This is a genomic window from Mesorhizobium sp. AD1-1 (assembly GCF_020164655.1).
Taxonomy (GTDB): domain Bacteria; phylum Pseudomonadota; class Alphaproteobacteria; order Rhizobiales; family Rhizobiaceae; genus Mesorhizobium; species Mesorhizobium ciceri.
In genome coordinates, this window is sequence record NZ_JAIUGP010000001.1 from 23,853 (window position 1) to 43,649 (window position 19,797).

The 19,797-nt window shown below is 63.3% G+C and carries 18 protein-coding genes; 5 read left to right on the plus strand and 13 right to left on the minus strand.

All coding sequences use genetic code 11. The annotated features are described in order from the left end of the window. Positions 1-32: 32 nt before the first annotated feature. Both LB519_RS00125 and LB519_RS00130 read right to left on the minus strand, forming a co-directional pair. Entirely contained in the window at positions 33-1,967 is a 1,935-nt protein-coding gene (locus tag LB519_RS00125) for a bifunctional 5-dehydro-2-deoxygluconokinase/5-dehydro-2-deoxyphosphogluconate aldolase (protein WP_224618258.1), read from the minus strand. Positions 1,968-2,108: 141 nt separating this feature from the next. Next, positions 2,109-2,954, minus strand: coding sequence for a MurR/RpiR family transcriptional regulator (locus LB519_RS00130; RefSeq protein WP_224618700.1), 846 nt, complete (start codon positions 2,952-2,954; stop codon positions 2,109-2,111). Positions 2,955-3,109: 155 nt separating this feature from the next. Here LB519_RS00130 and LB519_RS00135 point away from each other — a divergent pair, with 155 nt between their 5' ends. Then, complete coding sequence (locus tag LB519_RS00135) at positions 3,110-4,219, plus strand: Gfo/Idh/MocA family protein (RefSeq protein ID WP_013528369.1); 1,110 nt, start codon at positions 3,110-3,112, stop codon at positions 4,217-4,219. A gap of 167 nt (positions 4,220-4,386) precedes the next feature. On the opposite strand, the gene LB519_RS00140 is transcribed toward LB519_RS00135, so the two are convergent. Further along, the gene (locus tag LB519_RS00140) at positions 4,387-5,085 is read right to left on the minus strand and encodes a helix-turn-helix transcriptional regulator (RefSeq protein WP_224618259.1); all 699 of its coding nucleotides are present in this window, start codon (positions 5,083-5,085) and stop codon (positions 4,387-4,389) included. A gap of 129 nt (positions 5,086-5,214) precedes the next feature. On the opposite strand from LB519_RS00140, the gene LB519_RS00145 reads away from it, so the two are divergent. Further along, on the plus strand, positions 5,215-5,850 hold the full coding sequence (locus tag LB519_RS00145; RefSeq protein WP_224618264.1) for a LysE family translocator: 636 nt from the start codon (positions 5,215-5,217) through the stop codon (positions 5,848-5,850). A gap of 34 nt (positions 5,851-5,884) precedes the next feature. Here the strand turns inward: LB519_RS00145 and LB519_RS00150 are convergent, their stop codons facing one another. The 7 genes from LB519_RS00150 to LB519_RS00180 form a co-directional block, all read right to left on the minus strand. Beyond that, complete coding sequence (locus LB519_RS00150; RefSeq protein WP_224618266.1) at positions 5,885-6,976, minus strand: 3-deoxy-7-phosphoheptulonate synthase; 1,092 nt, start codon at positions 6,974-6,976, stop codon at positions 5,885-5,887. Positions 6,977-7,493: 517 nt separating this feature from the next. Continuing rightward, complete coding sequence (locus LB519_RS00155; protein WP_013528365.1) at positions 7,494-8,288, minus strand: SDR family oxidoreductase; 795 nt, start codon at positions 8,286-8,288, stop codon at positions 7,494-7,496. A 29-nt stretch (positions 8,289-8,317) separates the two neighbouring features. Then, the gene (gene iolG / locus LB519_RS00160) at positions 8,318-9,313 is read right to left on the minus strand and encodes an inositol 2-dehydrogenase (protein ID WP_063169773.1); all 996 of its coding nucleotides are present in this window, start codon (positions 9,311-9,313) and stop codon (positions 8,318-8,320) included. Positions 9,314-9,424: 111 nt separating this feature from the next. Next, positions 9,425-10,192 (minus strand): ATP-binding cassette domain-containing protein, encoded by a 768-nt coding sequence (locus LB519_RS00165; protein WP_023810655.1) that lies wholly within the window; start codon positions 10,190-10,192, stop codon positions 9,425-9,427. A gap of 2 nt (positions 10,193-10,194) precedes the next feature. Next, the gene (locus LB519_RS00170) at positions 10,195-11,271 is read right to left on the minus strand and encodes an ABC transporter permease (protein WP_013528362.1); all 1,077 of its coding nucleotides are present in this window, start codon (positions 11,269-11,271) and stop codon (positions 10,195-10,197) included. Positions 11,272-11,385: 114 nt separating this feature from the next. Further along, positions 11,386-12,327: a sugar ABC transporter substrate-binding protein gene (locus LB519_RS00175; protein WP_024502009.1), complete on the minus strand. Its 942-nt coding sequence runs from the start codon at positions 12,325-12,327 to the stop codon at positions 11,386-11,388. A 300-nt stretch (positions 12,328-12,627) separates the two neighbouring features. Next, a complete protein-coding gene (locus tag LB519_RS00180; protein WP_013528360.1) occupies positions 12,628-13,659 on the minus strand; it encodes a LacI family DNA-binding transcriptional regulator in 1,032 nt (343 codons plus the stop codon). Positions 13,660-13,829: 170 nt separating this feature from the next. On the opposite strand from LB519_RS00180, the gene LB519_RS00185 reads away from it, so the two are divergent. From LB519_RS00185 to LB519_RS00195, 3 genes are all read left to right on the plus strand, one after another. Then, positions 13,830-14,921: a fatty acid desaturase family protein gene (locus tag LB519_RS00185; RefSeq protein WP_224618267.1), complete on the plus strand. Its 1,092-nt coding sequence runs from the start codon at positions 13,830-13,832 to the stop codon at positions 14,919-14,921. An 88-nt stretch (positions 14,922-15,009) separates the two neighbouring features. After that, positions 15,010-15,324 (plus strand): MocE family 2Fe-2S type ferredoxin, encoded by a 315-nt coding sequence (locus tag LB519_RS00190; protein ID WP_013528358.1) that lies wholly within the window; start codon positions 15,010-15,012, stop codon positions 15,322-15,324. Then, positions 15,321-16,559 carry an NAD(P)/FAD-dependent oxidoreductase gene (locus LB519_RS00195; RefSeq protein WP_224618268.1) on the plus strand — a complete coding sequence of 413 codons (1,239 nt, stop codon included), beginning with the start codon at positions 15,321-15,323 and terminating at the stop codon, positions 16,557-16,559. The genes LB519_RS00190 and LB519_RS00195 overlap by 4 nt, the downstream gene beginning before the upstream one ends. 117 nt (positions 16,560-16,676) lie before the next feature. On the opposite strand, the gene LB519_RS00200 is transcribed toward LB519_RS00195, so the two are convergent. The 3 genes from LB519_RS00200 to LB519_RS00210 form a co-directional block, all read right to left on the minus strand. Beyond that, complete coding sequence (locus tag LB519_RS00200; protein WP_027161039.1) at positions 16,677-17,636, minus strand: DUF1402 family protein; 960 nt, start codon at positions 17,634-17,636, stop codon at positions 16,677-16,679. Between the two features lie 231 nt (positions 17,637-17,867). Then, on the minus strand, positions 17,868-19,178 hold the full coding sequence (hslU, locus tag LB519_RS00205; RefSeq protein WP_024502005.1) for an ATP-dependent protease ATPase subunit HslU: 1,311 nt from the start codon (positions 19,176-19,178) through the stop codon (positions 17,868-17,870). Positions 19,179-19,182: 4 nt separating this feature from the next. Then, positions 19,183-19,782, minus strand: a complete 600-nt coding sequence (locus LB519_RS00210; RefSeq protein ID WP_013528354.1) for a DUF2585 domain-containing protein — start codon at positions 19,780-19,782, stop codon at positions 19,183-19,185. Positions 19,783-19,797: the final 15 nt, after the last annotated feature.

Sequence of the window (19,797 nt, forward strand, 5' to 3'; positions counted from 1 at the left end):
TGTTTTCCTCCGCAGTCCTATTCCGCGCCTTCTTATGCCGCCTTGCGGCCGCGCGCGGCAAGCCACGCATCCGTCAACTGTTCGAAGCGCTGCGCCATGTCGGCGATCGCCTCGTCATCCGACATCCTGCCGGCCAGCCATTGTTCGGCCGCATGGACGAAGATGGTGCGGCCGACGGCAAAACCCTTGACGATGGGTGCCTTGGCGGTGGCGGCGAATGCCGCTTCCAGTTCGTCCTGCGGCGCTTCCAGGCCCAGCAGCACGACGCCGCGGCACCAAGGGTCGTGCTTCAGGATCACGGCCTCGATCTTCGCCCAGGCGCCGCTCGACGCCTGCGGCTCGAGCTTCCACCAGTCCGGCTTGATGCCGAGCGCATAGAGTTCCTCCAGCGCGCGCGGGATCGTCGTGTCGTCGAGCTTGCCATGCTTGCCGGCGATGATCTCGATGAGAAGTTCCCTGCCGACCTTCCGCGCGCCTTCGAACAGCGCGCGCAACTTCTGCTGCTGTTCTTCCTTGAGCGCGGCCGGATCGTCGGGATGATAGAAGCACAGGCACTTGATGCAGTGGTCGACCGGCCACTCGGTGAGATGCGAGCCGATGTCCTGCGAGAATTCGAAGCGCAGCGGCCGCGAACCCGGCAGCTCCACCGGCCGCCCGAGCCAGGCGAAGGAATGCCTGGCGAATTCGAACATCGCCTTGCGGCCGTGTTTCTCGTCGATCAGCATGCCGTAGCCGTCGCGGCCGGCGGCAACCTTCGCCGCCGCCTTGACCGCCAGCACCTTGAAATCCTGGATGCGTGCGGGATCGGCACCGGCCTTCGCCGCCACATCCTCGAGCTGCACGCGGTGGTCGCAGGCGAGCGCCATCATCGAGGGAATGTCGCGCCGGCGCGTCGTTGCCCAATGGATGTGGTTGATCGCCTCGTCCTTGCGCAACGCCAGATGCCTGCTGCCGTTCTTGAGGAAGAACCGCAGCTCCTCGAAGGTCGGATATTCCGGCGCGCAGAGCAGCCGCGACACGGCGAAGGCGCCGCAGGCATTGGCCCAGGTCGCCGCCGTCGCATGGTCTTCGCCGCCCAGCCAGCCGCGCAGGAAGCCCGACATGAAGGCGTCGCCGGCGCCGAGCACATTGTAGATCTCGATCGGAAACCCCTTGCCGACGACGCCGTCCTCGAGATCGTCGCTGATCGGTCCGTCATAGACGATGCAGCCCATCGCGCCGCGCTTCAGGACGATGGTGGCGGACGACAGCGAGCGGATCGTCTTCAAGGCGCTCAGGCAATCATCGGCGCCCGACGCGATCATGATCTCTTCCTCGGTGCCGACGATGAGGTCGCAGTCGGGCAGCACCGTCTTCAGCTGCGCCGAGACGCGGTCCGATTTTACATAGCGCTCGAACCCTTCGGCATGGCCGGCGAGACCCCACAGGTTCGGCCGGTAGTCGATGTCGAACACCACCTTGCCGCCCTTGGCCTTCATGATGCGGATCGCCTTGCGCTGCGCGGCATCGCTGTTGGGCCTGGAAAAATGCGTGCCGGTGACGACGATCGAGCGCGCCGAGGCGATGAAGGCCTCATCGATGTCTTCCGGCGCCAGCGCCATGTCGGCGCAGTCCGAGCGATAGAAGATCATCGGCGAGACGCCTTCGTCCTCGACCGACAGCAGCACCAGTGCGGTTAGCCGCTCCTTGTCGGTCTTGAGCCCGTCGACATTGACGCCTTCACGCGTCAGCTGCTCGCGGATGAAGCGGCCCATCTGCTCGTCGCCGACGCGGGTGAGCAGCGCCGAGCGCAGGCCGAGCCTGGCGGTGCCGACCGAGATGTTGGCCGGGCAGCCGCCGACCGACTTGGCGAAGGAGGTGATGTCCTCCAGCCGCGAGCCGATCTGCTGGCCGTAAAGGTCGACGGAAGCGCGACCGATGGTGATGACGTCGAGCGGCGCGTATTCAGCGTCCACGGCTTCGCTCATTGGAACCTCCCGTCGGCCTTGTTGTCTTGGGGTACACGCGCGAGCGGCAGCGTGGCGCCGGGAATATGAAATAATAATTCCAATCGATAGTCAATATGGAATGAGTATTCCTTCGGTGAAAAGTACCTTTTCGGCGGTGGATCAGGCCTTGCGCTTCCTGCCCATGTCGCGCCGCTTCTCGCCGACGCCGACGGTCAGTGCCATGGCCAGCGCCATTGTCGCCGACAGCGAGCGGAAGCCGGCGAAATCGGCCTCGGCAACCTCGAACCAGACCTTGGCGAACTGGGCGAGCGGCGAAAACGAGCTGTCGGTGATGGCGACGATCGGCACGCCCTGTTCCGAAATGCTGCGCGCCTCCTCGATCGTGGCGGGCGCGTAGGGCGAGAAGGAGATGGCGATGACGGCATCCGCCGGCGTGGCGAAGCCGATCATCTCGGCATTCAGCCCGGCCGCCGATTCGATCAGCTGGTTGCGGATCTTCAGCTTGCCCAGCGCATAGGCGATGTAGGACGCCACCGGATAGGAGCGCCGCTTGGCCAGCACATAGATGGTTTCCGCCTTTGCCAGCAGGGAAATAGCGTCTTCCAGATGCGCTTCGTCCAGCGTGCGCGAGATATCGTTGAGCGAGGTCGAGGCGGCGGCGACGAAGCCGTCGAAGATCGCCCGGTGGCCGGCGCCTCCCTCAGCCTTGACGCGCAGCGCCTGCAGCCTTTCGTCATAGGATGAGTTGCGCTCGCGCAGCCGCTCGCGAAACACCTGCTGCAGGCTGGTGAAACCATCGAAGCCAAGCTGCTGGGCAAATCGGATCAGGGTCGAAGGCTGCACGCCGGCCGAAGCGGCGATGCTGGCGGCGGTGCCGAAGGCGATATCGTCTGGATTGTCGAGCGCATGGGCAGCGATCTGGGCGATGCGCTTCGGCAGGCTTTCGCGCCGCTCCAGGATGGTGGTGCGCAGCGTCTCGAAATCGCGAGGTACCCGTTCGTCCATCGTCGCTCTGTCCAGGCTCATGCGTGAAGCGTCCTCTGTGCCTCATCATAGCGAGCCTGCGCAAGAACACCATAAAAAATGAGGCAGACATTCCATTTCAGGAGAAAATGGACTAATTCATCCACGCAGCGCTTCAAGCAGTGGAGAAACGGAAAATGGTCGGCGTCGGTCTCATCGGTACGGGTTTCATGGGCAAGTGTCACGCCATCGCATGGAGTGCCGTCAGCGCTGTCTTTCCCGACGTGGCCAAGCCACGGCTGGTCCATCTCGGCGAGGTCAATGAAGAGCTTGCCCGGCGCAAGGCCGGCGAGTTCGGTTTCGCCAAGGCGTCGGGCGACTGGCGCGCCGTCGTCAACGATCCCGAAGTCGACATCGTCTCGCTGACCACGCCCAACCAGTTCCACCCGGAAATGGCCGTCGCCATCCTCGAAGCAGGCAAGCATCTGTGGTGCGAAAAGCCGATGGCGCCGAGCTTTGCCGAGGCCGAGGCGATGGCGGCCGCGGCGAAAAAGTCCGGCAAGGTCGCGGCCCTCGGCTACAACTACATCCAGAGCCCGGCCATCCGCCATATCGGCGCGCTGCTGGAAGAGAAGATCATCGGCGAGGTCAACCATCTGCGCATCGAGATGGACGAGGACTTCATGGCCGACCCCGAAGCGCTGTTCTTCTGGAAGCACGAAGCAGCTTCCGGCTATGGCGCGCTCGACGATTTCGCCGTGCATCCGCTGTCTCTGGTCTCGGCCCTGTTCGGCCGCGTCGCCAGTGTCATCTGCGACATGGCTAAACCTTATGCCGATCGCAAGCTGGCCAGCGGCGGTCGTCGCGCGGTGGAGACCTACGACATCGCCAGCGTGCTGATGCATCTGGAAAACGGCATTGCCGGCACGCTGCTGGTCAACCGCTCAGCCTGGGGCCGCAAGGGCCGCATCGCCGTCCAGATCTTCGGCTCTAAAGGGTCGATCCTGTTCGACCAGGAACGATCGAACGAATTCCAGCTCTATCTCACATCAGACCGGCCGACCGAACAGGGCTACCGCACCATCCTGGTGGCGCCGCACCACAAGCCCTATGACCTCTTCGTGCCGGCGCCGGGCCATGGCCTCGGCTTCAATGATCTCAAGATCATCGAGTGCCACGAATTGCTGACGCGGCTTGAAGGCAAGCCGGCGCGGCTCATCGAGTTTGCCGAAGGGCTGGAGATCGAGCGCACGGTGCACGCGATGGCGCGCTCGTTCGAGGAAAAGCGCTGGGTGGACGTACGGTAGAGCGGCTGCTTCCCTTCTCCCCCTTGTGGGAGAAGGTGTCGCCGAAGGCGACGGATGAGGGGTGTTCCAGGGAACGCCAGCGTCTCATTCCGCTGGAACACCCCTCAACCGTCTCGGCGCTAACGCGCCGATCCACCTTCTCCCACAAGGGGAGAAGGGAAATCGCGTCAGCCGCCAACCGCGACGTTCGTCTCCCATCCATTCACCCAGACCTGCCGCAAGCGGTCGCCTTCGCCCTTGAAGCGTAACCCGGTCGCCTGGCAATCCGCGATCCGGTCGCTGCGGAAATTGCGGATCGCCTGGCGCAGCTCGCACCAGGCGACGATGTTGGCGGTTTCGGCGTAGTAGATGAGCGCGATCGGGCGGATGAGGCGCTCGGAGGCGCGGCCCATTTCGTCTCGATAGGAGAGGTCGAGCTTTTCCTCGTCGCGGATGGCGCGTCGCACCAGCGCAAGGTCGATCGCGCCGGTCGAAGGCGCGGCGAACCCCCACGCATGCAGCGCATTGGCGTCGAATACCTGGCGCAAGGGCGGCGGCACCGCGCCGGCGATCTTGGCGCTGATGCGCTTGGCCGCCTGCTTGAGCTCGCTGTCGCCGGTGCGCTCCAGCAGCGCCAGCGACAGGACGATCGCCTCCATCTCCTCGATCGAGAACATCAGCGGCGGCAGGTCGAAGCCGGGACGCAGGATGTAGCCGATGCCGCGCCCGCCCTCGATCGGCACGCGCATCGCCTGCAGGGCGGCAATGTCGCGATAGATCGAGCGCACCGTCACCTCCAGCCGCTCGGCGATCGTCGCTGCCGTCACCGGCTGCCGCGCCAGCCGCAGGATCTGGATGATCTCGAACAGGCGCGACGCCTTGCGCATTTTTCTCGCCCGGTTTCCATCACAACTGACACACCATCGTCAGTTGGGCTGACCTATAGGAGCGCCTATCGAATTGAAAATCAACAGGTTCCGCTGCGGTTTGGCGGAGCGAGGCGGCAGGCAACTGACATGGGCTATGCGGAAAATCTCTGGCTTTTCTTTATCCTGCTGTTAGGCATCATCGCCGTTCCGGGCATGGATATGCTCTTCGTGCTTGCCAATGCACTGACGGGCGGCCGCGACCGAGGCCTTGCCGCGACCGGCGGCATCATGGTCGGCGGCATGGTGCACACGCTGAACGGCGCCATCGGCGTCGGCCTGCTGATGCATTTCGTGCCGATCCTGTTCAAGCCGCTGCTGCTTGCCGGCGCCGCCTACATGGCCTTCATAGGCATCACGCTGATGCGCAGTTCCATCATCGTCGGCCAGGAGGGGCCTGCCGGCAGCCGTTCCGCATGGAAGGCGTTTCGCCAGGGGTTTGTGACCTGCCTGATCAACCCGAAGGCATACCTGTTCGTGCTTGCCGTCTACCCGCAGTTCCTGAAACCGGACTACGGTCCGATCTGGATGCAGGCGACGGTCATGGGGCTGCTGACCGTGGTGACGCAGGCTGCGATCTATGGCGGGCTGGCGATCACGGCCGGCCGCAGCCGCAACCTTCTGATCGCCAATCCGCGGGCGACCATTTTTGCCGGCCGGGCGGCCGGACTGCTGCTCTTTGCCGTGTCGGTGTTCACGGCATGGGAAGGATTAAGGGCGGCGTAATCCCGGTCACCGCCGCCCACTTCCCTATGCCCTGTCAGGCAGCTCCCTGCCGGTTGTCGATCATGGCGCGGCGTGCCGAGCGGCGCCACTCGACGGCGCCGGCAAGGCCGTGCAGCACGGTCTCGGTGGTCGCCCAGTCGATGCAGCCATCGGTGATGCTCTGGCCATAGACCAGCGGCTTGCCCGGCACCACGTCCTGCCGGCCGGCGACGAGATTGCTCTCGATCATCAGGCCGATGATGCGCTCGTCGCCTGCCGCGACCTGGCCGGCGACATCTGCCGCCACCTTGGGCTGGTTCTCGGGCTTCTTGGCCGAGTTGGCGTGGCTGACATCGATCATCAGACGGGGCGCAATGCCGATGCGGGCGAGTTCCACAGCGGCGGCTTCGACGCTCGCCGCGTCATAGTTGGGCTGAACGCCGCCGCGCAGGATAACGTGGCAGTCCTCATTGCCCGTGGTCGTGGCGATGCCGCTGCGCCCGCCCTTGGTCACCGCCATGAAATGATGCGGCTGCGCGGCGGATTTCACCGCCTCGGCGGCTATGCGCAGATTGCCGTCGGTGCCGTTCTTGAAGCCGACCGGGCAGGAGAGGCCCGAGGCCAGTTCGCGGTGGATCTGGCTCTCGGTCGTGCGCGCGCCGATCGCGCCCCAGGCCACGAGGTCGGCAATGTATTGCGGGGTGGTCATGTCGAGGAATTCGGTCGCCGCCGGCAGGCCGAGATTGTTGACGGCCGACAGCACATTGCGTGCCATCCGCAGCCCCTTGTCGATGTTGAAGCTGCCGTCGAGGTCGGGATCGTTGATCAGGCCTTTCCAGCCGACCGTCGTGCGCGGCTTTTCGAAATAGACCCGCATCACGATCTCCAGCCGGTCCGACAGGCTCTCGCGCAGCGCCGCGAGACGGCTGGCGTAATCGACGGCCGCGACCGGATCGTGGATCGAACACGGGCCGACGATGACGAGCAGCCGGTCGTCGGTCCCGTTCAAGATGGCATGGATTGCGTTGCGCGATGCGCTGACGGTGCGCGTCGCCGTCAAAGTGCGCGGTATCTCCCGCATCACCTCGTCCGGTGTGCTCAGTTCTCGGATTTCTTTGACCCGGAGGTCGTCTGTGGTGGTCAACACGGCTTTCTGCTCCTGTCGAGAGCATGATGCCGAAAAGTGTGAAGCGGTTTTCGGACGACATCATGCTCCTCTTTGATTTAGAGGGAACCTGCCGGCTGAAAACAAAAAAGCCGCCAGGTATGGCGGCTGTTCGGATCTTGTTGCTGCAATCTTCAGATCGAGCGCAATCCTCCCGCCGCCAGCGAGCTCCTAAAGTACCAATATGTGGCGGTCAGGTTGATCATGAGGCTCATATAGTCGATGCGGAGGCACTTGTCACGTGCCCTGATGCGGAGACAATTCGGGATGGCCGAAGCACCCAAACTTCGTGCTCCCTGGGCGGAGCAGGAGCGAAGCTCCGTCGCGGAGACCCTGGGATCCATTCCGTGACTTTGGCCGAATGGTGCAGCGGAGCAGAATTCCGCACCGCAGCACCGCTCAGAAGTCGCGGCATGGATCCTCGGGTCTGCGCCGCGTCGCTACGCTCCTTGCTCCGCCCGTGGATGACGAAGTGATGGGCGTTTGAGACTCGCCGGCGTTACTCCGGTGACGCCCCCGCAATGCTTTGATCGTAGTCGACCAGCGACCCGGTCATGACACCGGACTGTGGGCTGACCATGTAGCTGATCAGACGGGCAAGCTGGTCCGGCTTGACCAACTGGCCCATCGGCTGCGTCGCTTCGGCCTTCGCCAGCCAGTCGTCCGGCGCGTCGTGCCACTTCTTCTGCACGATGTCCTCACCTTCCGTGTCCATCCAGCCGGGCAGCACCGCATTGCAGCGGATGCGGTTGTAGCGATAGGCATTGGCCACGTTCTTGGTCAGCGTCATCAGCGCGCCCTTGCTGGTCGAATAGGGCGTCAGGAACGACTGGCCGGTATGCGCCGACATCGACAGCACGTTGACGATCGAGCCGGGTGCCTTCTTTTCCAGGAGATGCGCCACCACGCCCTGCATCAGGAAGAACGGGCCGCGCACATTGGTATCGAAAATCGTATCGAACAACTCTTCGGAGGTTTCGACCAGCGAACCGCGCGCCGAAGTGGCGGCGGCGTTGACCAGCGCGTTGACGGTGCCGAAATGCGAGATCGCGGTGGCGACCGCGCGCTTGCAGTCCGCCACTTTTGACACATCGGCGCTGATGAAAATGGCATCGACGCCGGCTTTCTTGAAATGGGCGACAGCCTTGTCGCCCTTCTCCTGCGAGCGGCCGATGAGCGCCAGCGCCCGGCAGCCCTCGTCGGCCAACGCTTCGGCAACGGCAAAGCCGATGCCTTGCGCGCCGCCGGTGACGATGGCGCGTGTCTGTGAATTGCGATCGGCGGATGCGCTCATCGCTTTGCTCCTGGATTGAGTTCCGGTTCTTACTTGTCGAGGCGGACGGTCTTGCCGGTGGTTGCCGACTTTAGCGCGGCGTCCGCCAATCGAAGCGCGATAAGCCCATCGGCGCCGCTGGGTGATGCCTTCTTGCCCGAGGTCGCGGCGGCGATGAAAGAGGCAATCTCGATGGCATAGGCGTCGAGATAGCGGGTCATGAAGAAGTCGTGCAGCGGCGGGCGCGTATAGCCCTTCTCATTGGCCAGTTCGATCGACACCGGCCGCTGGTTCTCGGCAGCCACCATGCCTTTCGAGCCATGCACCTCGATGCGCTGGTCGTAGCCATAGGTGGCGCGGCGCGAGTTGGAGATGACGGCCTGCTTGCCGGACGCGGTCTCGAGAATGACGCTGACCGAGTCGAAATCGCCGGCCTCGCCGATCTTCTTGTCCACAAGCACCGAGGCATGCGCGCTCACGGCAACTGGTTCCTCGCCGAGCAGGAAGCGCGCCATGTCGAAATCATGGATGGTCATGTCGCGGAAAATGCCGCCCGAGCGCTTGATGTAATCGATCGGCGGCGCGCCCGGATCGCGCGAGGTGATGGTGACCATCTCGACGGTGCCGATGGCGCCGTCGTCGATCGCCTTGCGCACAGCGGCGAAATGCGGGTCGAAACGCCGGTTGAAACCGACCATCAGCGTCGCCTTGGCCTTGTCGACCACGGCCAGGCATTTCTCGACGCGCTTGACGTCGAGGTCGATCGGCTTCTCGCAGAAGATCGCCTTGCCGGCCTTGGCGAAGCGCTCGATCAGATCGGCATGGGTGTCGGTCGGCGTGCAGATGATGACGGCGTCGATATCTCCGGCTTTCTCGATGTCCTCGATGCTGCGCACCTCGGCGCCATAGGCGCTGGCCAGTTCGGTGGCCGCCTTCTCGAACGCATCGGCAACCGCAACCAGTTTGGCCTGCGGATTGGAGCCGACGGCACGGGCGTGGACCTTGCCGATGCGGCCGGCACCGAGGAGAGCGAAGCGAACGGTCATGGGTATTTCCTCTGGGGAATGGGTTGGAGAGAGTTGTCCGCACCTTGCTTTTGGGGAAAGGTGGCAAGGCTATTTTTCGAGCGCGCCAGAAAACAGGATGACCATCCTGTTTTAGGCCGCGAGTTCCGCCTCCCCGGTCTTGGCGCCGGTGATGTAGGAGACGATATCGTTTCCGTCGGTGTTCTCCTTGCGCAGATTGGCGACGATGCGGCCGCGCCGGAACACGACGATACGGTCGCAGAGATCGAACACCTGGCGCATATTGTGGCTGATCAGGATCAGCGGCTCGCCATTGTCCTTGAGCGTACGCACGATGTTTTCGACCTGCGCGGTCTCTTGCACGCCAAGGGCGGCGGTGGGCTCGTCCATGATGATCAGCTTGGAGGCGAAGGTCGCGGTCCGGGCGATCGCCACGCACTGGCGCTGGCCGCCTGACATGTGGCGGATGGTGTTGGACAGATTGGGGATCTTCACCGCCGTGCGGACCAGCGCCGCCTCGGTTGCCTTGCGCATATATTTGCGGTCGAGGATCGAGAACGGGCCGAGGTTGAACAAAACCTTCTCGCGGCCGAGGAACAGGTTCGACGGCACGTCGAGATCGTCGGCCAGCGCCAGATTCTGGAACACGGTCTCGATGCCCGCCGTGCGGGCCTCGATCGGCCCGGCAAAGTTCACTTCCTTGCCGTCGAACCAGATCTGGCCGCTGGTGCGCTGCTCGACGCCGGTGATCTGGCGCACGAAGGTCGATTTGCCGGCGCCGTTGTCGCCCATGATGGCGACATGCTCGCCCTTGCGCAGCTCGAAGTTCGCGCCTTCCAGCGCATGCACGCCGCCATAGCGCTTGGTCAGGTTTTCGGTCTTCAGGACGATGTCTGACATGGTCATGCCCTCATTGCCCGCAGGCGTTGGCGCCACTGGTCGAGAACCACCGCACCGACGATGATCACGCCCTTGACCATCTCCTGGTAGTAGGCGTCGAGGCGCAGGAAGGTGAAGCCGGAGATGATGACGCCGAAGATCAGCGAGCCGATCACCGTGCCGATGATCGAGCCGCGGCCGCCCGACAGCGAGACCCCGCCGATGACCGCCATGGCGATGGCGTCGAGTTCGTACATCACGCCCATGCCGGACTGCGCGGTCAGGTTCTTGGAGCTCAGCACCACGGCGGCGAGCGCGGCGAGAATGCCGGCGATGACGTAGACCAGGATCTTGTGATTGGCGATCTTGATGCCGGACATGCGCGCGGCGTCCTCGTTGGAGCCGATCGCGTAACAGTGCTTGCCGTACCTCGTATAGGTCATGATCAGCTGGAACAGGATGGCCAGCGACAGGAAGATGACGACCGGCATCAGGCCTTTGCCGATGCTGGCGAAACTCTCGGTGGGAAACGAGATCGGCTGGCCCTTGGACCACCATTTGGCGATGCCGCGCGCGGTCACCATCATGCCGAGCGTGGCGATGAATGGCGGAATGCGCGTGTAGGCGATCAGCGCGCCATTGACCAGGCCGGCGAAGAGGCCGCAGGCGATCGCCACCAGCAGCGGCACGATGACAGGCAGGTCGGTCCAGCCCTGCGCCAGGAACATCGCCTTGGGATTGGGGTTGCCGTTGACCGTCGCCACCTGGGCGAAGCTCATGGCGATCATGGCGGTCGCGCCGACGATCGAGCCCGAGGACAGGTCGATGCCGCCGGTGATGATGACCTGTGTCACGCCGATGGCGATGATGCCGACGATCGACACCTGCAGGATGATGATCTGCAGGCGCGCTTCGTTGAAGATGCCGCCGACATCGCTGCGTGTGTTGAACAGGAAGCTGTCGCCGAGAAAGATGCGGCCGATCAGTTCGAAGATGACGACGAGAATGACCAGGGCCAGGAAAACATTGAACTCGGCCGGCCATGTGCGCTTCTTCGCATCATAACCGACGCCGCCGACGCCATGAGATGTCTGTGCCACGTATTCTGTCCTCCATCAGCCGCGGTCGCCCTCGCGCCGTGCCGGCGCTGAGGGAGAGAGGGGAGCGGCGCTGTCTTGATCGAGAGCGCCGCTCCGTATCGAACCGCTGGCGGCTCAGTTCTTCTTCAGGAACTTGTCGATGTTGGCTGGCGTCACCAGCTGGAAGGGCACGTAGACCTTGTGCTCGACCTTCTCGCCCTTGGAGAGCTTGAGCGCCGCATCGAGAGCGCCGGCGCCCTGGCCGGCGGCGTCCTGGAACACGGTTACGTCGAGGTCGCCCGCCTGCATGGCCGCCAGCGCGTCCTGGGTGGCATCGACGCCGCCGACGACAACCGCCTTCATGTCGATGTTGCCGGCCTTCATCGCCTGGATGGCGCCGATGGCGCTTTCGTCATTGTTGGCGATGACGCCATCGAACGGCTTGCCGGTCGAAAGCCAGTTGGTCATCAGGTTCTGCGCCTCGTCGCGGTTCCAGTTCGACGTCTGCTTGTCGATGATCTTGATGAAGCTGCAATCCGGCGTCGCGATCACATCGTCGATGTCCTTGGTGCGCTGCACGGCGGCCTGGTTGGAAAGCTCGCCCATGATCACATAGACATTGGCTTCCTTCTTGCCGGCTTCCTTGAACAGGCGGCAGACTTCCTTGGTCTCGAGCGTGCCGGAATCGGCTTCGTTCGAGGCGACGAAGGCCTGGTTGTCGGGCAGCGTGTCGACATTGACCGGCTCGCGGTTGACATAGACCAGCGGGATCTTGGCTGCGGCGGCGGCATCCGACATCGCCTGCGTGGCCGAAGTGTCGACCGGGTTGACGATGATGGCGTCGACGCCCGAAGCGGCGAAGTTCTTGATCTGGTCAAGCTGCTTGGCAACGTCGTTCTGTGCGTCCTCGACCTGCAACTCGACGCCGCTCATGCCCTTGGCCTGCTCGATCATGCCGTTGCGCAGCACGGTCAGGAAGTTGTCGTCGAACTTGGCCATCGACACGCCAACCTTGGCGGCCAGGGCGGATGAACTCATCAGCGCCGCGAAGGCGACGCCTAAAATCAATTTCTTCATTGTGTTTCTCCTCCACATATTGGTGTCCGGTTTCACCGATTTATCCGGAATCCCCGATCTCCCCGGGGAATCTCTCCCTGATGTCATTTCTATTCCGGGTGACGCTTGCCGTTGGCTGGAACGTCAAACCCTCTGTTTGAAACAGATATTCCGGAACGAAAGAACCAAAATATACAGATGATGAAATATTTATTCCATTTCACATCGGGGCGTCAAGGGCGATTCCGCGGCCTGCGGGCCGATTTACGCATCGCTCTGATGGATTCTATCATTTGCCTCGGCACCTCGCGCGGCGGCTGGCTAGATGTTTTCCGGCAGATAGATGTCGAAGGGCAGAAAGGTCTGGCCCGGAGCGTTGGCGGCGCCGGTTTCGATGGCATGCGCCATCAGGTCGACGAGCTCACGGCATAAAGCAGCGAGCGGGGTCGAGATCACCATGGTGAGGATGTTGTCGGCGAGTGCCGCGCGCGACTCGGCGTTGATCTCGTTGCAGACGACCACCGGCATAGTCGCGGGCTTCGCTGCCCGCAGCGCCGAGACCGCGCCTTCCATGCCACCGCCGGCGACGTAGCAGCCGGCAAGATCCGGATAGCGCGCCAGAAGATCGATCATCGCGTCATGGGTCACCTGGTTGGCTTCCAGATTGACCAGCGTTTCAAGCACGCTGAACTCCGGCGCATGCTCGCGGAAGAAGGAGCGAAAGCCGATCTCGCGCAGCTCATGGCCGTGGAAGCGGTGGCTGCCGACGAAGAGGGCGACCTTGCCGGGCCGCTTGGCTGCCTTGGAGATCATCCATGCGGCGGTGCGCCCGACCTTGCGGTTGTCGAGGCCGATATAGCCCTCCCGGATGCCGGCGGCAAAATCGGACAGCACCGAAAAGACCGGCTGCCCTCTCGCCTTCAAGGTTTCCACGACGGCTGTCAGGGTCGGATGGTCCGGACCGACAACGGCGATGGCCCTCGATTTCGCCGCCAGCCTGCGCATCTGCAAGGCGATCTCGTCGGGAGCCAGGGAGCTGGCGAAATCGATGCTCGCAACGCCGCGGAAGCGCTGCGATTGCGAGATGGCCAGTTCGAGTTCCCGCGCGAAGTCACCGTAGAAGGCATCGTTGCCCCGCAGCAGCAGGAAGCCCAGGCGGTACTCCGGCAACTCCTGGCGCATGCGCTGCTTGATAAGGCCGGCGGCGTGGTAGCCGATGTCGGTAGCGGTCTCGTAGACGCGGCGCGCTGTCTCTTCGCGCACCGGCAGCCGGTTGTTCAGCACGCGGTCGACGGTGGCGACACTGACGCCCGAGATGCGCGCCAGATCGGATATTGTCGGCCGCTTCACCATGCTTGCCTCGTCGGGTTTGCTCGAGCCCTTCGTAAATCATTCTGATGGGAAATGATAGAAACTATCTTTATGATGTTGAGTCTATCATCGGTCGGCGTTACTTTGACGCCTGAAGCCAAGGGATTTCATGGCATTCGCTCTGGCGGATGCCTTTGCCGAGGGAGGCAATCATGTCCACTGCGCCGTCCCGGCGTGACTACAGCCTGATCGGCCGCGACGCCAAGCTCGCCGTCGAGACCGGCCTGTCGGCGGCCGAGTGGTATCACACCGACGTACCGCGCAAGCAGATGAAGGAGCTGATGCAGCGCTCCGACGGGCCGGCGATCCGCGATACGGCGATCTGGTTCGCCGCCCTGATCGTCAGCGGCGCCGGCGGCGCCTGGCTCTGGGGCACATGGTGGTGCGTGCCGTTCTTCTTCGTCTATGGCGTAGTCTACGGCTCCTCGACGGATTCACGCTGGCACGAATGCGGTCACGGCACCGCCTTCCGCACGCAATGGATGAACGATGCGGTCTATCAGATCGCCTGCTTCATGATCATGCGCAATCCGGTTACCTGGCGCTGGAGCCACACGCGCCACCACACCGACACCGTCATCGTCGGCCGCGACCCGGAAATCTCGGTCATGCGGCCGCCGGATCTGGTTCGCGCCATGCTGGGCTTCGTCGGCGTGCTCGACGCCTGGCATGCGATGAGCGATATGCTTCGCAACGCCGCCGGCACCGTCAGCGCCGCCGAAAAGACCTTCATTCCAGAACAGGAACAGCCCAAGGCGATCCGCGTCGCCCGCATCTGGACGGCGATCTATGCCGCCACCGTCGGGCTGGCGCTCTACACCGGTTCGTTCCTGCCGCTGATGCTGGTCGGCCTGCCCAGGCTCTACGGCGCCTGGCACCATGTCATGGTCGGGCTGCTGCAGCATGGCGGCCTGGCCGACAATGTCACCGACCACAGGCTGAACAGCCGCACCGTCTACATGAACCCGATCAGCCGCTTCATCTACTGGAACATGAACTACCATGTCGAGCATCACATGTTTCCGATGGTGCCCTATCATGCGCTGCCGAGGCTGCACGAACTGATCAAGCACGATCTGCCGGAAGCGACACCGTCGATCCTGGCCGGCTACCGCGAGATGATCCCGGTCTTCCTGCGCCAGCTGCGCAACGAGGACTATTTCCTCAAGCGCGAGCTGCCGCCGACCGCACGGCCATATCGCGAGGAATTCCACAACGACACTATCGCCGCCGCGGCGGAATGATCGTGCTTCCATCCGATCCAGACTGTTTATTTAACGCAATTCCGGACGGAAAACCGCTGCGCACTTTTTTGCTTTTGGGAGGACTTGAATGAGCGACTGGGTCGAGGCCTGCGCCACCGGCGACATAGACGAGGAGGATGTGATGCGCTTCGACCATGGCGGCCGTACCTTCGCCATCTATCGCAGCCCCGACGACGAGTTCTTCGCCACCGACGGCCTTTGTACGCATGAAAAGGTGCACCTGGCCGACGGGCTGGTGATGGATGACATCATCGAATGCCCCAAGCACAATGGGCGCTTCAACTACAAGACGGGTGACGCCCGCGGCGCCCCGGTCTGCATCAATCTCAAGACCTATCCGGTCAAGGTCGATGCCGGCAAAGTCCTGATCCAGATCGGATGACTGACATGGCGGGGGGGATGCTCATCATCGGCGCCGGCGAATGCGGCGGGCGGGCGGCATTGGCGCTGCGCGACCTCGATTATCAGGGGCCGGTGACGCTGGTCGGCGACGAGCCGCATCTGCCCTATGAGCGCCCGCCTCTGTCCAAGGAGGCGATGGCCAGCGATGCGCCCGAGATCAAGGCGATCGCCAGCGACGCAATTCTGGCCGAGAAATCGATCCGGCATGTCCATTCCGTCCAGGCCGTCGCGATCGATCGCGCGGCGCATACTGTGCGCCTGTCGGACGGATCGGTCCTGCCTTACGACAAGCTCCTGCTGGCAACCGGTTCGACGCCGCGCAAGCTGCCGATGCCGGGCCTGGGCCCGCGCTGCGTCTACCTCAGAACCTTCGCTGATGCGCTCGCCATTCGCGCGCATCTCACCCCCGGCAACCGTATCGCCGTCATCGGCGGCGGCTTTATCGGCCTCGAACTCGCCGCCGCGGCCCGCAAGCTCGGTGCCGCGGTCACCGTCATCGAGGCGCAGCCTCGAATCCTGATGCGCGGCGTGCCGGCGGAGATCGCGGAAATCATCCATGAGGCGCATGTCGCCGAGGGCGCCGACGTCCTGTGCGGCGACGGCATCGCGTCCATCGCCGACGATGGCAACGAGGTGCGCGTCACCCTTGCCGGCGGACGGGAGATATCAGCCGACCTCGCGATCATCGGCATCGGCGCCGTGCCGGTGACCGGGCTTGCGGCCGAAGCGGGGCTGACGATCGACAATGGCATTGCAGTCGATGCCGAGCTGCGTAGCAGCGATCCCGACATCTTTGCCGCCGGCGATTGCTGCTCGTTTCCGCTCGCCGTCTATGGCGGCCGCCGGGTGCGGCTGGAAGCCTGGCGCAACGCCCAGGAGCAGGGCGCGCTGGCGGCCAGGAACATGCTCGGCGCCGGCGAGGCGCATGCGGCGGTGCCGTGGTTCTGGTCGGATCAGTATGGTCTGTCCCTGCAGATCGCCGGGCTCCCCGACGAGGGCAAAAACACCGTGCGCCGCGATCTCGGCAACGGCGCCTTCATCCTCTTCCATCTGGCTGAAGACGGCAGGCTGGTCGCGGCGAGCGGCATCGGCCCCGGCAACGCGGTCGCCCGCGACATCAGGCTGGCCGAAATGCTGATCGCCAAGCGGGCCAAGCCGGCGCCGGAAGCGCTGGGATCACAGGATGTGAAGCTGAAGTCGTTGTTGGCCGCCTGAGCCTACGCTCCCCCTTTTCGGGGGCCGCTGCGCAGCTGCGGGATGGGAGTGCGGCACCGCCCCTAACCTTCGGTCCGACCTACTACAAGGCGGAGGTAAAGGCTCTGAACCTCAGCCCTAAAACAGCGCCTTCAGCTCCGGCAGTTTGTCGTTCACCAGCCAACCATAATAATTCTCTTCCGGCAGCTTTTCGGGCTCACCGGCGGCGCGGCGCCTGTCGTTCTCCGCCTTCAACGCATAAGCGCGCTGCTCCGGATTGCCGACATTGTAGAGCGTGGCGGTCAGCCCGGGATTGCCCGAAATGTCGAAGCCGGCAATGCTTTTATAGGCATCGATCGATTTCCTGATCGTCGCGGCGACGTAGGGCAGCGTCAGGTCGGGATCCATGATGGTCTTGTAGACCGAATTGGGATCGCCGACGTCGAGCTTGGGCAGGCCCGAAACCTTGTGCACCAGATCGCTCATCTGCAGGGCGGTCAGCGGATTGAGCTGGCCGAGGCCGAAGGTCTGGCCGGCATAATAAGGCTGGAAGAAGGTGGCGCCGAAGCGGTCGTCGGGAAAGCTGGTCCCGCCGACCGACTTGCCGCGAAACGAACGGTTCCACACCTGTTCGCGGCATTCCCACAGATCGTAGCTGTCGGACATCCCCGCGCATTTCTTGAATTCCGGCCGCTGGACGAAGTCGGTGATGTCCTCGCCGTCATAAGCGAAGGACAGCTTGCTGGAGAGATAGGAGATCGCCTTGACATAGTAGGTCTGCAGCCGGTCATAAGCATCGACATTGTAGGTGTGCTCGCCGACGATGGCGCCGACGATGTGCAGGGGATCGATGCCGTAGGCGGCCGCCGCCTTCCTGATCTTGCCGCGCAATTCGGCGTCGTTCTGCAGCAGGGCATAGACCTTGCGGTACTTCGCCTGGAAGCTGGTGTTGGTCGCCTGCGTGCGCCGGCTGGAGGCGCCGGGAATGTCGGGCTGCACGGCATTGCGATTTCCCGGCGGCACCAATGTCGCTGCCTCGGCGGCGAACAGCGTCGCCGCCAGCGTCAAGCCGAGAATGACCAGGATCAGTTTTTTCATGCACCCGCCGCCCAAGCAATTCCAGGAAAAGTGTGAAACGGTTTTCCGGAATTGCGTCAACCAAGAGATCGAGAATTGCCGCGCAAACTAGGTAAAGCTCTTGGTCGAGTCGAGAGCGCCCCTTCACCCGGCAGGACGAAAGGTGGCCAGATGGTACCATCTGGCCACACATGATTTTGCTTGCCGGAAAATGTTGCCTGGACCGGCGCCGGAACGTTTCGGCGCCGTCGTTTAAAGGATGAACCGCGACAGGTCGGTATTCCTGGACAGATCGCCGACATGCTTTTCGACATAGGCGGCGTCGATAGTGACGCTCGTTCCGTTGCGGTCGGGCGCATCGTAGGAGATTTCGTCCAGCACCCGCTCCATCACCGTCTGCAGGCGCCTGGCGCCTATGTTCTCGACGCTGGCGTTGAGATCGACGGCGATGCCGGCGAGCGAATCGATGGCGTCTTCGGTGAAGGTCAACTCGACGCCCTCGGTCTTCATCAGAGCGATATACTGCTTGATCAGGCTGGCCTCGGTCTCGGTCAGGATGCGCACGAAATCGTCCTTCTCCAGCGCCCGCAGTTCGACGCGGATCGGCAGGCGGCCCTGCAATTCCGGCAACAGGTCGGACGGCTTCGAGACGTGGAAGGCGCCGGAGGCGATGAACAGGATGTGATCCGTCTTCAACGGTCCGTATTTGGTCGCCACCGTGGTGCCTTCGACCAGCGGCAGCAGGTCGCGCTGCACGCCTTCGCGCGAGGGCCCGCCGGAAATGTCCGATCTCGCCGCGATCTTGTCGATCTCGTCGAGGAAGACGATGCCGTCGTTTTCCGCGGCATCGAGCGCCCGGCGCACCACCTCGTCCTGATCGAGCAGCTTGTCGGACTCGTCATTGACCAGCAGGTCGTAGGACTCCTTCACCGTCGTCTTGCGCATCTTGGTTTTCTTGCCGCCCATCGCCTTCGACAGCATGTCGTTGATGTTCAGCACGCCGATATTGGCGCCCGGCATGCCGGGGATTTCAAATCCGGGCATGCCGCCGCTGCCGGTGTCGGCAACCTCGACCTCGATTTCCTTGTCGTCGAGCTCGCCGTCGCGCAGCTTCTTGCGGAAACTGTCGCGGGTGGCCGGGCTCGCCGTCTTGCCGACCAGTGCTTCCAGCACACGTTCCTCGGCGTTGACGTGGGCGCGCGCCTTGACGTCCTCACGCATCTTCTCGCGCACCAGGCCGATGGCGATCTCGACCAGGTCGCGGATGATCTGCTCGACATCGCGGCCGACATAGCCGACTTCGGTGAACTTGGTCGCCTCGACCTTGACGAAGGGCGCACCGGCCAGCCGCGCCAGGCGGCGCGAGATTTCCGTCTTGCCGACGCCGGTCGGCCCGATCATCAGGATGTTCTTGGGCATCACCTCTTCGCGCATCTGGCCTTCCAGCTGCTGGCGGCGCCAGCGGTTGCGCAAGGCAATGGCCACGGCGCGCTTGGCGTCCTTCTGGCCGATGATGAAGCGGTCGAGTTCCGAAACGATTTCGCGGGGAGAAAATGTGCTCATATCACTAAATTCCACTTTGCCACTGCTTGATGGCCTCGAACGGATGCAGCAGCATGATCACGTTGAGTGTCAGATTGTCCCGGATGAGGTAGCCGGTGCCGAGTTCGAAGATGATGGCGAGGCTGACGATCACCCATATAGGTAGCCTTCGCGCCATCACAAATCCCAGCACCATGGCCAGTGTGTCCGACACCGAATTGATGATGCTGTCGCCATAGTAATCGAGCGAAATGGTGCCGGCGCGGTAGCGGTCGATGATGAACGGGCTGTTTTCCAGCAGCTCCCAGCCGCCCTCGATGAAGACGGCGAACGCCAGCCTCAGGCCGATCGGCGAACGCGGGAACAGGAACCGCGCCAGCGCATAGAACAGGAAGCCGTGGATGATGTGCGAGAAGGTGTACCAGTCCGAAATGTGCTGGGAATTCTCCGAACTGTTCACCACGCCATGCCAGAGCTTGACGTAGCCGCAGGTGCAGATCGGCGTCCGCCCCATGCCGTAGAGCGCCCCGGCCTGGAAGATGACCAGGGCAAGCACCAGCAGAAGCCCCATCCGCCAGCTGTCTTCGTAGGCCGAATAGCTGTTTTCCGTGGCCGGTGTCGTCATCGGTTCATTCCCCCT